Here is a 14,554-nt window from a genome sequence, read left to right as displayed (position 1 = left end):
GGGTTTCTATAATGTCAGAGCGCTTGTATCTGGCGCAGGATGTCGTCTTCGATGACGATTCCGTTTTCCAGTGACTGCTTTCGAATTCCCTGACTGCGCCGACCTGGTAGGCGGGCGTTATCCTGGGTCTCGATCTCGTGCGCCATGAGGGAAACCCTTTCGGCCAGCACGTCGTTACCCGCAATCGTCGGGTCGATGGCTATGATCGTGTGGCCGAGCGAGGGCGCGGTGCCGGTGTCGTCGAGAAGCGACGATGCCTGAAAGCCGAAGTTGCCGCCGGTGAGGCCCGCGGCCATGACTTCCACCATCAGCGCAAGTGCTGCCCCCTTGGCTTCGCCAGCTGGAACCATCGTGCCGTTGATCGCTTCGTTCGGATCTGTGGTGGGGCGGCCTTGCGCATCGCGAGCCCAATCGTCGGGGATGGTCGTGCCTCTCTGGCGGGCGGCCATGATCTTTCCACGTGCGACTTTCGACAGGGCGAGGTCGATCACGAGAGGATCTGCGCCCTTGATCGGCGCTGCAAAAGCAATGGGGTTGGTGCCATAGAGCGGCTTTATGCCACCCCAAGGCGCCATGGATGCTGGCGCGTTGGCCACCATGAAGGCGACGAGACCTTGTTCGGCCAGTCGCTCAACGGTCAAAGCCATAACGCCGGCATGATGCGAGCGCCCGACTGCCGCAAGACCGATGCCCTGTTCACGCGCTAAGGGCACAAGTTGTTCGACGGCAAGATCAATAGCCGGATAAGCATAACCATTGCCTGCATCGATCGACAGGACGGCGGGCCGGACCTTTGTGGCGTTGGGGACAGCTTGTCCGTTGACCTTCCCAACATGAAGTTGGGCGACGTAGACAGGAATGCGGCGAAAACCATGCCCGCCTTGGCCGCAGGCTTCCGCTGCGACCAACGCCCGCGCGACCGATTGGGCGTTTTTGGGCAAGACCTTGTTCCTTTCGAAGATTGAGGAAACAAAATCTTCGGCCGTCTCTATGCTGAATTTCATCGCTCGATCTTGGATATAAAGGAAGGGAAGGTGGGGGACGAGACCCTCGACGCCACGGTCAAAGGTCCCGCTGCATCAGTCAATGGGCGGCAGACATGTCGCCTAGCACGTCCTTGGACGCAACTGTGGAATCAGCGTTCAGCGTGTAGACCATCGGTACGCCGGTCGCCAGATTGAGCTTCAGAATCTCCTCCTTGCTCAGCTTGTCGAGAACCATTACCAGCGAGCGCAGCGAATTACCGTGTGCGGCAACCAGGACCTTTTCGCCGCGTAGAACGCGCGGAAGGATTTCCGTCAGATAATAGGGCCATACGCGTGCGCCGGTGTCGCGCAGGCTTTCCCCACCGGGCGGAGGAATGTCGTAGGAGCGGCGCCAGATATGCACCTGCTCTTCACCCCATTTTTCGCGAGCATCATCCTTGTTGAGACCGGAGAGATCGCCATAATCGCGCTCGTTGAGCGCCTCGTTTCGGATCGTTTCAAGACCGGACTGGCCGACATTGTCTAGCACGATCTGGCAGGTCTTCTGCGCACGGATGAGAGAAGAGGTATAGGCGACATCGAACTTGATGCCGTAATCGGCAAGTGCCTTGCCGCCCGCATTGGCTTCCTGCACGCCAAGTTCCGTCAGATCCGGGTCACGCCAGCCGGTGAAGAGGTTCTTGAGGTTCCAGTCACTTTGACCGTGACGAACGAGGACGAGGGTTCCGCTCATAAATACTCTCCAGTTGTTTATTGATTGTCGGCCAGACCGAGAACGTCCAGCATGGAATAGAAGTCTGGCTTCTTGTCGAAAGCCCAAAGGGCGGCCGCAATCGCGCCGCGTCCGAAAATCGTGCGGTCTGCTGCGTGGTGCGAGAAGGTCAACTGCTCGCCTTCACCAGCAAAGATCACGGAGTGATCGCCCACGACCGAGCCGCCGCGCAAAGTCGCAAATCCGATGGTGCCAGCTTCCCGCGCGCCCGTATGGCCGTCACGCACTCTGACTGAGCGTTCGGCCAGATCAATGTTGCGACCCTTAGCTGCGGCCTCGCCAAGCAGGAGCGCCGTGCCGGATGGCGCGTCGACCTTGTGCTTGTGGTGCATCTCTAGAACCTCGATGTCCCAGTGCTGTGGGCCGAGTGCTTTGGCGGCCTGGCGCGTCAGCACGGAGAGGAGGTTAACGCCGAGGCTCATATTTCCGGACTTGACGATGCGAGCGTGGCGTGCGGCGGCCTTGAACTTCTCTTCGTCCTCGACTGAACAGCCGGTGGTCCCAATGACATGGACAATCCGCGCCTGGGCGGCGAGCCCGGAAAAGACGACGCTGGCCGCAGGTGAGGTGAAATCAACTACGCCTTCGGCATCGACGAAGGCTGCGAGTGCATCACTTGTGACGGGAACACCGGTTGGGCTAAGTCCAGCAAGCTCTCCAGCATCGCGTCCGACGAAAGGTGAGCCTTCGCGCTCGATGGCAGCATGGAGCACTACGCCCGGTGTCTCTTGTATGAGCCGGATCAGCGTCTGCCCCATTCGGCCTGCGGCGCCGACCACCACCAATTTCATGTCGTTGCCGCTCATTTCATCACCCTACACTCTTAAAGTCCGCGCACGCCTGTGGCCTGAAGATTATTGAGGCGAGCGTAAAGACCGTTTTCCTGCCGCGCAAGCGTCTCATGCGTTCCTTCTTCGACAACTTGCCCTTCATTCATCACCACGATCTTGTCCGCCTTGACGACGGTGGAGAGACGATGAGCGATGACGATGACGGTGCGTCCGGTCATGGCTGTATCCAGGGCCTTCTGCACGACGGCTTCCGATTCGGTGTCCAGGGCGGAGGTCGCTTCATCAAGCAGAAGGATTGGCGCATTGCGCACCAGCGCGCGGGCAATCGACAGGCGCTGACGTTGGCCCCCCGACAGGGTCATACCGTTTTCGCCAACAGACGTATCGTAACCCAGTGGCTGGGCCAGGATGAAGTCATGCGCGAAGGCGAGCTTCGCTGCTTCTTCGATTTCCGCATCCGTCGCTTCCGGGCGGCCATAGCGAATATTGTCGCGGATGGTACCTTCGAAGAGATAGGGTTGCTGCGAGACGTAAGCGAGGTTGAGGCGCACCGAGCGTGTCGTCACGTCTGCAATGTTCTGCCCATCGATCAAGATCTCGCCGCCTGTCGGATCGTAGAAGCGCGGCACGAGGTTTATGATGGTGGACTTTCCGGCCCCCGAGGGTCCGACGAGTGCCGTCGTTTTTCCGCCTTCGGCGATGAAGCTTACGCCTTTGAGGATCGGCCCGGAATCCTTGTAGGAGAAGACGACGTCGCGCAACTCCACCGTTGCATTGGTGATCTTCAGTGGAGCGGCGTTCGGCTTTTCCCTTTGGACCGGCTCCATGTCGAGGATTTCATAGATCATTTTGGCATTCACAACGGCTCGCTCCAGCGACACCTGAAGACGGGCGAGACGTCGCGCTGGATCATATGCCAGCAGAAGGGCCGTCACGAAGGCGAAGAAAGCCCCGGGAGGAACATTGTTGTAGATTGCGCGGTAGGCGGCGTAGGCGAGTACGCTCGATACGGCGATACCGGCAATGGTTTCCGTCAGGGGCGCAGTTCGCTCGGACAGCCGGGCGATACGGTTGGAGCGTCTTTCGGCGGCATCGATCGTCGAGAAGACGCGCTCTTCCAGCGGCTTTTCCATCGTAAAAGCCTTGACGATCGCGATGCCCTGAAGCGTCTCCTGCATAGACCCCAGCACACGACTGCCGAGGATAATGGCTTCCTTGGTCGTTTCCCGAAGTCGTTTGGATATATAGCGTAAGCCAAGGACGAGCGGCGGCACGATGAACACGATGATGATCGACAGAAAGGGATCTTTGAAAATCATCACGCCGACCAGGGCGATGAAAGTCAGCATATCCCGGGCCACGGACGTGACCGTCAAGTTCATGACATCGCGAATGCCACCAATGTTCTGGCTGACCTGGGCTGCGAGATGCGCGGACCGGGATTCGCTCAAGTAACCAACCGAAAGGGTCATCAAATGCGAGTAAAGTCGCTTTTGATAGCGGGCGACGATGTTGTTGCCAATTTTCGAGAGCGCAACGGATTGAAAGTAGCTCGCAAGTCCCCGAAGGAAGAAAGCCATAAATATGGCGCCGCAGATCATGAACGCCAGATCAGCGCGTCTGTTGACGAAGGCCTCGTTGATAATGGAATCCATGATCCAGGCAGTGAACGCGGTCGATCCTGCCACGATGAGCAGGCAAAAAACGACGAGCACATAGCCCTTGATATGATCGCGCGCATTTTCTGCAAAAACGCGTTTCAGAACTGCAGCAATCGTGTCGGTGTCCACAGGACCCCGTGACTTGGCGGTTTTCAATCGCTCATCCACCTTTTGATGTTCCGGCAGCCGGGCCGCCTTTTCAACCGGCGTCTATATCCATTGGACCGGGTTTTGACCAGCCTGGAATTCCGGGCCTAGCGCTGCCAGCGTCGGCCTTCCAGTGTAACGCCGAAATTGGATGGCGTTCTTGCAAAGGTCGAAAGGCCTGCAAGGGCTGCCTGCGGGTGGGTCACCACATGGGTCGGAATGGAGCGCATGAGGGCGCTGTGGGGGGCTTTATCTTCGAAGGCTGCGCGGAATTCGGGACGCTTTAGCGCCGGAATGATCTTCTGGGAGATGCCACCTGCAAGGTAAACCCCGCCACGCGCCATGAAGATCAGCGCCATGTCTCCAGCGACCCGACCAAGATAGGTGCTGAACAGGGAAAGGGTTTCCTCGGCCTGGGCGTTCGACGCGGCGAGACCGTGTGCAGTTACATCGGCCGGGTCGGAAAAGCTCGGTGTGATGCCATCTGCGGCGCAAATGGCCCGGTAGAGATTGACGAGGCCGCGACCGCAGAGAATCTGTTCGCCGGAGATACGTCCCTCGATCGCTTCGAGGTGCGGAAAGATCTGACGATCCCGCTCGGTCCGAGGCCCGAGATCGACATGGCCGCCCTCGCCAGGCACGGGGAACCACATGTTCCGCGCATAGACAAGGCCACCTACGCCCAGACCGGTGCCTGGGCCAAGCACGACGCGAGACGCCATCATGTCGGGACGGTCCGGTCCGATCAGTTCTCGATCACCATCGCCGAGCGCTGCAATTGCCAGAGCCTGAGCCTCGAAATCATTGACGACAACAACGTCGCTCAAGCCAAGATTGCTGAGCATCTCCTTCGGTTTGACGACCCAATGACAGTTGGTCAGCGGTATCTCGTCGGACTCTATCGGCCCAGCCACGGCGAGAAGCGCCGAAACGGGTCGGATGGCGCTATTGCTCAGCACTGCCGTTTTGATGGCAGCGTCGATGGAGGGGTAATCCGCGGTTTTGACCGTGGTCAGATGAACGGCTTCAGATAGGGCGTCGGGAAGGATGCAGAAACGGGCATTGGTGCCACCGATGTCTCCAATGAGGATCGGAAAGGAAAGATGATCGTTCTGATTGGGCATCACTGCTCCTGAAGCCGCCTGATTTTGAAGACATGACCCGCCGCGTTCGGCGCGAGTCTATCCGTGTATATTGAAATCGATCAGCCGTTCGGCCGTTGCGCGATTGAGCGCCATGGGTATGTCGTAGACGGTCGCAAGTCGTGTCAAGGCCTTCACATCGACGTCATGCGGCATCGAGGTTAGAGGATCGACGAAGAAGATCAGCATATCGACGTCGCCGGTCGCAATCATCGCGCCAATCTGCTGATCGCCGCCAAGCGGGCCACTCTTGAGGCGGATCACGCCCAGACCTGGACAGGCATCCTGCACGCGCCCACCGGTCGTTCCCGTCGCGACGATACGAAACGCCGACAGAGCATCCTGGTGCTCTCGAGCAAACTCCGCCATGTCATCTTTTTTCTGATCATGCGCGATCAGCGCCACACAGCGTTTGCTATCCATAAAACACGCCCCATGAACCCGTTTAAATCGATTTGAAGCCTTCTATAGCAACTCTTTCGCGTTTGAAAAGCGAAGATCGGCCATCAATTCATCGACGGGCGGACAGATGGCCTTGGAACGTCGGCAGGCGGAACGGGCGCGCCAGGTGCCTGGGAGCCACCTGCCGCTGGCGCGACGGAATTGATGTAGGCATTCTGTAGCGCGGGCTGTGCCCGGCCGGCGGCGGGAGCGGATGCGACGGCAGCGCATGCTTTCGGCAGGTCCGATACCATCATCGGCCGTGGAGGCTTTGATGGCTTGGCATTCGGATCCTTCTTTGGCGCGGCCCAAGGCTCCTTGGTGAACCACCACGCAAGCGACTTGTCGCAGCCGTCACCTGGCCCAACCGCAGCCTGCGGCTTGCAGTCGGTGGCACCGGCGGGGCAGGCGAGACGAACATGGAAATGCTCGTCATGGCCGTAGATGGGCCGGATCTTGCCCATATATGTCCGGTCACCCGTCCAGCTCTGGCAAAGCTTCTGCTTGATCGCCGGGTTGACGAAGATGCGTTCCACCTGCGGATAGCTTGCTGCCATCATCACCAGCCGTGCATTGAGCGGCGACCACTTACGGTCGTCCACTGTCAGGAACTTGCTCTTGTCGAGCATGGAGATGAAGGGAGTATCTTCGCGCTCCTGCGCGCTCATGATGTGGTCGGGCATCTTGCGCCACCAGATGTCCACATCCAGCCCGATCTGATGCGAGGCATGGCCGGTCAGCATCGGACCACCACGGGGCTGCGAAATATCGCCGATCAGGAGGCCTGGCCAGCCGATCTTCTGGGAATCCTGAGCGAAGCGCTCGATAAAAGAAATGAGTTGCGGTTGACCCCAGCGCCGGTTGCGCGACAGCCGCATCGCCTGGAAGCCTTGACCTTCTGTCGGCAGAGCAACTGCGCCTGACTGGCATCCTTTCGCGTAGGAACCATAAGACTTTGAAGGCCCGGCAGAGGGGAGATCGATATGGCCGAAGACCTGCTTTGCGGGTTGGTCATCCGCATAGGCTGGCGCTAGATCTGCGCCGATCATCGAGATGACCGAAAAAGCGATGAGCGAAAGCCTGCGCGCTGCCATTGTCTTCAACCTCATTCGTCGCCGCCTGCGATCCCGTTGATTCTGTGATGGGATATTACGCTGGATCGTAAATTTGGTGAAAGCATGTTTGTGAATAACCGCCTTGTGAGCCGGCATCCCTATTTTTTGACATGGTTTGGCTTATGCTTCATGGCAACAAGCACGATAAAAGGATCACCCGCCCATGGCTCTGGCAAGCGCAAAACCCCTCCTGCTCTTAGTAATGGGGGTGTCGCTTTTCGCGTCCTCGAGCGGGACGCAAGCGCAGGAAGCCGGACAGTGGCGCGTGGGCATTGCCACGGTGGGGGAATTGAAACACCCCAAGGGTTTTGAGCGCTTCGACTATGTCAATCCGAATGCACCGAAGGGTGGCACGTTGCGTTTGTCGACAGCGGGTACCTATGACACCCTTAATCCGCTTCTCGCGAAGGGAGACGCGGCGACCGGTCTCGGCGTCGTATTCGATACGCTGATGAAGTCGTCCGAAGAGGAGCTTTCGGCGTCCTACGGGCTTCTTGCCGAAGCATTGACCTATCCGGACGATATATCGAAGGCGACGTTTAGATTGCGTGCAGAAGCGAAGTTCGCCGATGGCAAGTCCGTCACTCCCGAAGACGTCATTTTCAGCTTCGAAAAGGCGAAAGACCTCAATCCGCAGCTCGCAACCTACTACACGCACGTCACCAAAGCGGAAAAGACCGGCGACCGGGAGGTGACCTTCACCTTTGACGAGAAGAACAATCGCGAACTTCCGCAGATCGTCGGGCAATTGCTCGTCGTTCCCAAACACTGGTGGGAGGCCAACGGTCCGGATGGAAAGCCGCGTGACATTTCGCGCGGAACATTGGAGCCGGTCATGGGTTCCGGGCCCTACAGGATTGCCTCTGTGGCGCCGGGCTCCACGATCACTTACGAGCTGCGTGACGATTACTGGGGCAAAAACCTCAACGTCAATGTCGGTATGAACAACTTCAAGACAATCAGCTACACATTCTACACTGATCGCGATGTTGAGTTTCAGGCCTTCAAGGCGGGCAATACCGATTTCTGGCAGGAGAATTCCGCTGGACGGTGGGCAACGGGCTATGACTTTCCAGCCGTTAAAGATGGGCGGATCAAGCGCGAGGAGCTACCTAACATTTACCGCTCTGTCGGCATCATGCAGGCTTTCGTCCCGAATGCGCGTCGCGACAAGTTCAAGGACCCGAAAGTCCGCAAGGCCTTAAACTTCGCCTACGACTTTGAGGATATGAACAAGACGCTGTTTTTCGGTCAGTATCAGCGGATCAACAGCTTCTTCATGGGAAGCGACCTTGCCTCATCCGGCTTGCCGCAAGGCAAAGAGCTGGAAATCCTCGAAGAAGTGAAAGATGAGGTGCCGCCAGAGGTCTTTACCACCGAATATCGCAATCCGCAGGGCGGTGATCCTGCCAAGCAACGCGACAACTTGCGCGAGGCCGTCAAACTCATGAAAGAGGCTGGCTACGAGTTGCGGGGCAACCGCATGGTGAATGCCAAGACGGGTCAGCCTTTCGATTTCGAGATTCTCGTGGATTCGCCCGCAATGGAGCGGGTCGTCCTGGCCTATACGCAAAACCTCAAGAGGATCGGCATCAACGTCGCCGTTCGCAATGTCGATACGTCGCAATACACCAATCGCACACGTGCCTTCGACTATGACATGATCGTCAATCTCTGGGCTCAGACCTCCAATCCGGGCAATGAACAAGCCGATTATTGGGGTTCGGCAGCAGCCACTCGTCAGGGTTCGAAGAACTTTGCCGGTATCAGCAATCCCGCCATCGATAAAATCATCCGCAAGATCATCTTTGCACCCACGCGTGAGGACCAGGTTGCCGCCGTCAAGGCGCTGGACCGAGTCCTCCTGGCAGGGAATTACGTCATTCCGCAATTCTACCGCGGCGAGATGACAGTTGCCTACTGGAACACCATCGTTCGTCCGACAGACTTGCCGTACTACGGCGTCGGTTTCCCGGGAGCATGGTGGTCAGCCAGTGCCGGGAAATGAGCTTGGTCTTGCTTTATCGACCAAGCCTTGATTCACATGAATGAAGACGAATCATTGGGAAGGCGCGTGTCGCCGCCCGCCGGGAAAGGAAACGGTTTGACAGTGAGGATGACAGCGGCGCGCGCTTGCCCGGAGTGTAATCTCTGATGGGAGCCTATATTCTGCGACGTCTGGCGCTGATGATACCGACCATCATCGGGATCATGGGCATCTCCTTCCTCGTCATCCAGTTTGCACCCGGAGGCCCGGTCGAGCAGGTCGTTGCACAGCTGTCCGGCTCCGGCGATAACGCTGCCGATCGTCTGTCCGGAGGCGGCGACCTTATGGGTGGTGGTGGTCTGGATGAAAGCGGCTCGAAATATCGCGGTGCTCAGGGTCTTGATCCCGAACTCATCGCCAAGCTCGAAAAGCAGTTCGGCTTCGATAAGCCGCCGCTGACACGCTTTCTGGATATGATGTGGAATTATATCCGCTTCGATTTCGGCGACAGTTTTTTCAGGAACTCGTCTGTCATCGATCTCATTATCGATAAAATGCCGGTGTCGATCTCGCTCGGCTTCTGGATATTGATCATTTCCTACGCAATTTCCATTCCGCTCGGGATCAAGAAAGCGGTGGAGGACGGCTCCAAATTCGATGTCTGGACCTCCGGCATCGTCATTGTCGGTTACGCGGTGCCAAGCTTCCTTTTTGGCATTCTGTTGATCGTCCTCTTCGCTGGCGGCTCTTTCTTCGATTGGTTTCCGCTGCGGGGCCTTACCTCGGATAATTTTTCCGAATTGGCGTGGTGGCAGAAGATCATCGACTATTTCTGGCATTTGGCGCTGCCACTGACGGCACTCGTGCTCTCTGCGTTTGCCACCACAACGCTTTTGACCAAGAATTCCTTCATCGATGAGATTAAGAAGCAATATGTGGTGACCGCGCGCGCCAAAGGTCTGTCGGAGCGTAAGGTCCTTTATGGCCACGTCTTCCGCAACGCCATGCTTATCGTCATTGCTGGCTTCCCCGGCGCTTTTATCTCTGCTTTCTTCACCGGTTCGCTCTTGATCGAAAACATCTTCTCGCTGGATGGACTTGGGCGACTGGGCTATCTCTCCGTCGTCAATCGTGATTATCCGATCGTGTTCGGTACGCTCTTTATCTTCTCGCTCATGGGGCTCGTCGTCAGTCTGATTTCAGATCTGATCTACACTTGGATCGATCCGCGCATCGACTTCGAGCGGAGGGACGTGTGATGACTGTCTCCACGCCCACAACACCCCCTGCCGCAGAAGCGATGCCTGTGCAGAAGCGCCCTTTCTTTTCGCCCACGAGCATTCGCCGTTGGCAGAATTTCAAGGCCAATCGCCGCGGCTACTGGTCCTTCTGGCTCTTTCTCGTACTGTTCGGCCTCAGCCTCTTCGCCGAGTTCATCGCCAACGACAAACCGATCCTCGCCTCCTATAAGGGCGAGCTTCTGGTTCCGGTCATGGTGGATTACCCGGAAGAGAAGTTTGGCGGCTTCCTGGCGCAAACCGATTACAAATCGTCCTTCATCCAGGACGAGATCAATGCCAACGGCTGGATGATCTGGCCGCCGATCCGCTATTCCTACCAGACCGTCAATTCCAACATTCCCCATTCTGCACCAACGCCGCCCTTCTGGCTGATGGACAAAGAGGAGCGTTGCTCCGGTTATCCGCAAGGTGCGTCCGATCCCGGCTGTACGCTTGGCAACCTCAACTGGCTCGGCACCGATAATCAGGCGCGCGACGTCACCGCCCGCATCATTTATGGCTTCCGCATCTCGGTGCTATTCGGCCTTGCGCTGACCATATGCTCGGCCATCGTCGGCGTGTCGGCTGGTGCCGTGCAGGGCTACTTCGGCGGCTGGACCGATCTTCTCATGCAGCGCTTCATCGAAATCTGGTCGTCCATGCCGGTGCTCTATATTCTGCTGATTATCGCAGCCATCCTGCCACCCGGCTTCTTCGTGTTGCTCGGTATCATGCTGCTCTTCTCATGGGTCGGCTTCGTCGGCATCGTTCGTGCTGAATTCTTGAGAGCGCGCAATTTCGAATATGTGAATGCGGCACGTGCTCTCGGCGTCGGCAATGGCACCATCATGTTCCGGCATTTGCTACCCAACGCCATGGTCGCGACGCTGACCTTCCTGCCCTTCATCCTGTCCGGCTCGATCACCACGCTGACCTCGCTGGACTTTCTGGGCTTTGGCATGCCGCCCGGCTCGCCGTCGCTTGGCGAGTTGATTGCCCAGGGCAAGAACAATCTTCAGGCGCCCTGGCTGGGGCTGACCGCCTTCTTCACCATGTCGATCATGCTGTCGCTGCTGATCTTCGTCGGCGAGGCGGTGCGCGATGCCTTCGATCCGCGCAAGACGTTCCGGTGATGGCCATGTCTCCAACAAATGCAGGCACAATGACCGCACCCCTCCTATCCGTCCGAGACCTCTCCGTCGCCTTTCATCAGGGCGGCAAGGAAAGCCTCGCCGTCGACCGCGTCTCCTTCGAGATCATGCCGGGCGAAGTGCTGGCGTTGGTGGGCGAATCCGGCTCGGGAAAGTCGGTGACGGCAAACTCCATCCTGAAGCTCTTGCCTTATCCTGCAGCAAGTCATCCGTCAGGCCAGATCCTCTTCGAGGGCAGGGACTTGCTCAACCTGCCGATGCGCGATCTGCGATCGGTGCGCGGCAACGACATCACCATGATCTTCCAGGAACCCATGACCTCGCTCAATCCGCTTCACAGCATCGAGCGGCAGATCGGCGAAATTCTGGAGCTGCATCAGGCGCTCACCGGCGCGGCCGCACGGGCACGTATTCTCGAGCTGCTCAATCAGGTGGGTATCCGCGAGCCTGAAAAGCGGCTGAAGGCCTTTCCGCACGAGCTTTCAGGTGGCCAGCGTCAGCGTGTGATGATTGCCATGGCACTTGCCAACCGCCCCAAGCTGCTGATTGCCGATGAGCCGACGACGGCACTCGATGTCACGGTGCAGGCGCAAATTCTCGAGCTTCTGGCCGGGCTTAAAAATCAGCATCACATGTCCATGCTGTTCATCACTCATGATCTCGGCATCGTGCGAAAGTTTGCCGACCGCGTCTGCGTCATGACCAAGGGCAAGATCGTCGAGACCGGCACGGTGGAGCAGGTCTTCAACAATCCCCAGCACGCCTATACCCGCCATCTGCTGGCTGCCGAACCGAAGGGCGAGCCGCCGCCTGCCGACGACAGCAAGTCTGTGGTGATGCAGGGCGACGACATCAAGGTCTGGTTCCCGATCAAGGCCGGGCTGATGCGCAAGGTCGTGGATCACGTCAAAGCGGTGGATGGCATCGATATCACGCTTCGTGAAGGCCAGACGGTCGGCGTGGTGGGCGAATCGGGCTCCGGCAAGACGACGCTCGGACTTGCATTATCGCGGCTGATTTCCTCGAAAGGCCGCATCAGCTTCATCGGCCAGTCCATCGACAGCTATTCCTATTCCATGATGAAACCGCTCAGAAACCGGCTGCAGGTGGTGTTCCAGGATCCCTATGGTTCGCTGAGCCCGCGCATGTCGGTGGGCGACATCATTGCCGAAGGTCTGAAGGTTCATGAGACATCGCTCTCCTATGACGAGCGCGATCGGCGCGTCGCCAAGGCGCTGGAAGAGGTGGGGCTGGATCCTGCCACGCGCTGGCGTTATCCGCATGAATTCTCAGGCGGCCAGCGACAGCGTATCGCGATTGCGCGCGCCATGGTGCTGAAACCCCGCTTCGTCATGCTGGACGAGCCGACCTCGGCGCTGGACATGAGCGTGCAGGCGCAGGTCGTCGATCTCCTGCGCGATCTGCAGTCCAAACACAATCTGGCCTATCTCTTCATCAGCCACGACCTCAAGGTGGTGAAGGCGCTTGCCAATGAGGTTATCGTCATGCGCCACGGCAAGATCGTTGAAAGCGGTCCCGCCAAGTCGATCTTCGAAGCGCCGAAAGAAGAGTACACCCGTGCGCTGATGGCGGCAGCCTTCAATATCGAAGCGGTCAAGACTGCAGCCGTCAGCGAGTAGGGACTTTCGCCAAGAAGCCGTAAAGCGGTTTTGCTGTTGCGTTCCCCGGCGGGGAGCGCCATCTTCCTCAAGACGTCTGATGACGGACAGAGGAAGAAGAGCATGGCAGCGGATGTGATCGTATTGGGCGCCGGAATCATCGGAGTTTCGGTGGCGGTGCAACTGGCAAGGCGCGGAAAATCCGTCGTGCTTCTGGATCGTCGCGGTCCGGGTGAAGAAACATCCTTTGGCAATGCCGGTCTCATCCAGCGTGAGGGTGTCGTTCCTTATGGCTTCCCGCAGGATATTGGCCTACTGGCACGCTACTCGCTCAACAACCGCATCGATGCCCATTATCACATGGCCGCTGTCCCGAAAATCGCGCCGTTTCTGGCGCGATACTGGTATCATTCCCAACCTGCGCGCCATGCGGCGATTTCCCGGGCCTATACGCCTCTGATCGAACACTCGATCACCGAGCATTCGATCCTGATCGATGAGGCGAAAGCCCATGATCTCATCGTCAAGAACGGGTGGATGGAGGCGTATCGAACGGAAGTGAAGCGCGATGCCGACTTCGCCTTTGCCGAGCGGCTCGCCCGCGATCACGGCATTTCCCACACGAAGCTGACCCGGCAGGAGTTGGCTGAGGCCGAGCCCCATCTTTCTCAGGATTTCGTCGGCGGGTTGAAATGGAACGATCCGTGGTCGGTGCTTGACCCGCATGGGCTGACCATGGCTTACATGCGGTTGTTTGAGAGCCTTGGCGGTACCTTCGTCAAGGGCGATGCGGCGGCTCTATCGCAGACACCGGGCGGATGGAAAATTCAGACCGTCGACGGGCTTGTCGAGGCCGAGAGCGTCGTCGTTGCGCTTGGTCCATGGGCCGATACCGTGACGACGCGGCTTGGCTACCGCTTCCTTATGGGGGTGAAGCGTGGTTACCACATGCACTACGCGCCGCAAGAAGGAACGAAACTTAACAACTGGCTGATCGATGCCGAGCGCGGTTATTTCCTGGCGCCGATGAAGAAAGGCATCCGCCTGACGACGGGCGCGGAATTTGCCGATCGCGACGCGCCGAAATCACCTGTCCAATTGTTCCGCGCAGAACGCGTGGCCCGCACCATCTTTCCGTTAGGGGGCAGGCTGGATGCGGAGCCCTGGATGGGAGCGCGTCCTTGCACGCCGGATATGATGCCAGTCATCGGCAAGGCGCCGCGCCATAAGAGCCTTTGGTTTGCGTTCGGTCATGCCCATCACGGCCTGACCCTTGGGCCTATCACCGGGCGCATTCTGGCAGAAGCCATGCTTGGCGAAACTCCGGTCATCCCTCTCGCCCCTTACGCCGCAGAGCGCTTCAACCCCTAATATACAGAATGGGGGTGGCCTTCCTGCGAAAGCCTGCTTAACATGGCCAGCAGGGAGGAAAAGGGATGCAGCGGGGCATGGTGTCACGATG

Annotated in this window: 12 protein-coding genes; 5 read left to right on the top strand and 7 right to left on the bottom strand. The window is 58.3% G+C overall.

The window, feature by feature from the left end:
• Window positions 1–14: 14 nt before the first annotated feature.
• The 7 genes from ACQZ5M_RS06955 to mepA form a co-directional block, all read right to left on the bottom strand.
• Window positions 15–1,004 (bottom strand): Ldh family oxidoreductase, encoded by a 990-nt coding sequence (locus ACQZ5M_RS06955; RefSeq protein WP_449079311.1) that lies wholly within the window; start codon window positions 1,002–1,004, stop codon window positions 15–17.
• 79 nt (window positions 1,005–1,083) lie between these two features.
• Window positions 1,084–1,719: a 2,3-bisphosphoglycerate-dependent phosphoglycerate mutase gene (locus tag ACQZ5M_RS06950; protein WP_296015941.1), complete on the bottom strand. Its 636-nt coding sequence runs from the start codon at window positions 1,717–1,719 to the stop codon at window positions 1,084–1,086.
• A gap of 17 nt (window positions 1,720–1,736) precedes the next feature.
• Window positions 1,737–2,564 carry a 4-hydroxy-tetrahydrodipicolinate reductase gene (dapB, locus tag ACQZ5M_RS06945; protein WP_449079310.1) on the bottom strand — a complete coding sequence of 276 codons (828 nt, stop codon included), beginning with the start codon at window positions 2,562–2,564 and terminating at the stop codon, window positions 1,737–1,739.
• A gap of 17 nt (window positions 2,565–2,581) precedes the next feature.
• A complete protein-coding gene (locus ACQZ5M_RS06940) occupies window positions 2,582–4,366 on the bottom strand; it encodes an ABC transporter ATP-binding protein (RefSeq protein WP_296015946.1) in 1,785 nt (594 codons plus the stop codon).
• Window positions 4,367–4,464: 98 nt separating this feature from the next.
• Window positions 4,465–5,481, bottom strand: a complete 1,017-nt coding sequence (locus ACQZ5M_RS06935; RefSeq protein WP_449079309.1) for a glucokinase — start codon at window positions 5,479–5,481, stop codon at window positions 4,465–4,467.
• A 57-nt stretch (window positions 5,482–5,538) separates the two neighbouring features.
• Window positions 5,539–5,922: a methylglyoxal synthase gene (locus tag ACQZ5M_RS06930; protein ID WP_296078692.1), complete on the bottom strand. Its 384-nt coding sequence runs from the start codon at window positions 5,920–5,922 to the stop codon at window positions 5,539–5,541.
• An 83-nt stretch (window positions 5,923–6,005) separates the two neighbouring features.
• Window positions 6,006–7,049 carry a penicillin-insensitive murein endopeptidase gene (gene mepA / locus ACQZ5M_RS06925; RefSeq protein WP_296078691.1) on the bottom strand — a complete coding sequence of 348 codons (1,044 nt, stop codon included), beginning with the start codon at window positions 7,047–7,049 and terminating at the stop codon, window positions 6,006–6,008.
• Window positions 7,050–7,218: 169 nt separating this feature from the next.
• On the opposite strand from mepA, the gene ACQZ5M_RS06920 reads away from it, so the two are divergent.
• From ACQZ5M_RS06920 to ACQZ5M_RS06900, 5 genes are all read left to right on the top strand, one after another.
• Window positions 7,219–9,063 (top strand): extracellular solute-binding protein, encoded by a 1,845-nt coding sequence (locus ACQZ5M_RS06920; protein ID WP_296078690.1) that lies wholly within the window; start codon window positions 7,219–7,221, stop codon window positions 9,061–9,063.
• 146 nt (window positions 9,064–9,209) lie between these two features.
• Entirely contained in the window at window positions 9,210–10,301 is a 1,092-nt protein-coding gene (locus ACQZ5M_RS06915; RefSeq protein ID WP_296078689.1) for a microcin C ABC transporter permease YejB, read from the top strand.
• Window positions 10,301–11,455: an ABC transporter permease gene (locus ACQZ5M_RS06910; RefSeq protein ID WP_449079308.1), complete on the top strand. Its 1,155-nt coding sequence runs from the start codon at window positions 10,301–10,303 to the stop codon at window positions 11,453–11,455. Before ACQZ5M_RS06915 ends, ACQZ5M_RS06910 begins: the two co-directional genes overlap by 1 nt.
• A gap of 29 nt (window positions 11,456–11,484) precedes the next feature.
• On the top strand, window positions 11,485–13,113 hold the full coding sequence (locus ACQZ5M_RS06905) for an ABC transporter ATP-binding protein (protein ID WP_296078688.1): 1,629 nt from the start codon (window positions 11,485–11,487) through the stop codon (window positions 13,111–13,113).
• A gap of 102 nt (window positions 13,114–13,215) precedes the next feature.
• Complete coding sequence (locus tag ACQZ5M_RS06900) at window positions 13,216–14,463, top strand: NAD(P)/FAD-dependent oxidoreductase (protein WP_296078687.1); 1,248 nt, start codon at window positions 13,216–13,218, stop codon at window positions 14,461–14,463.
• Window positions 14,464–14,554 lie beyond the last annotated feature (91 nt).

This window comes from Rhizobium sp. 22-785-1, from assembly GCF_053521965.1.
This window is presented reverse-complemented; position numbering and strand designations above follow the sequence as displayed.

Excerpts from the sequence above, each read along its gene's own strand:
- ACQZ5M_RS06955 (WP_449079311.1), bottom strand. The coding sequence starts at position 1,004 with ATGAAATTCAGCATAGAGACGGCCGAAGATTTTGTTTCCTCAATCTTC.
- ACQZ5M_RS06950 (WP_296015941.1), bottom strand. The coding sequence starts at position 1,719 with ATGAGCGGAACCCTCGTCCTCGTTCGTCACGGTCAAAGTGACTGGAAC.
- dapB (WP_449079310.1), bottom strand. The coding sequence starts at position 2,564 with ATGAGCGGCAACGACATGAAATTGGTGGTGGTCGGCGCCGCAGGCCGA.
- ACQZ5M_RS06935 (WP_449079309.1), bottom strand. The coding sequence starts at position 5,481 with ATGCCCAATCAGAACGATCATCTTTCCTTTCCGATCCTCATTGGAGAC.
- ACQZ5M_RS06930 (WP_296078692.1), bottom strand. The coding sequence starts at position 5,922 with ATGGATAGCAAACGCTGTGTGGCGCTGATCGCGCATGATCAGAAAAAA.
- mepA (WP_296078691.1), bottom strand. The coding sequence starts at position 7,049 with ATGAGGTTGAAGACAATGGCAGCGCGCAGGCTTTCGCTCATCGCTTTT.
- ACQZ5M_RS06920 (WP_296078690.1), top strand. The coding sequence starts at position 7,219 with ATGGCTCTGGCAAGCGCAAAACCCCTCCTGCTCTTAGTAATGGGGGTG.
- ACQZ5M_RS06915 (WP_296078689.1), top strand. The coding sequence starts at position 9,210 with ATGGGAGCCTATATTCTGCGACGTCTGGCGCTGATGATACCGACCATC.
- ACQZ5M_RS06910 (WP_449079308.1), top strand. The coding sequence starts at position 10,301 with ATGACTGTCTCCACGCCCACAACACCCCCTGCCGCAGAAGCGATGCCT.
- ACQZ5M_RS06905 (WP_296078688.1), top strand. The coding sequence starts at position 11,485 with ATGACCGCACCCCTCCTATCCGTCCGAGACCTCTCCGTCGCCTTTCAT.
- ACQZ5M_RS06900 (WP_296078687.1), top strand. The coding sequence starts at position 13,216 with ATGGCAGCGGATGTGATCGTATTGGGCGCCGGAATCATCGGAGTTTCG.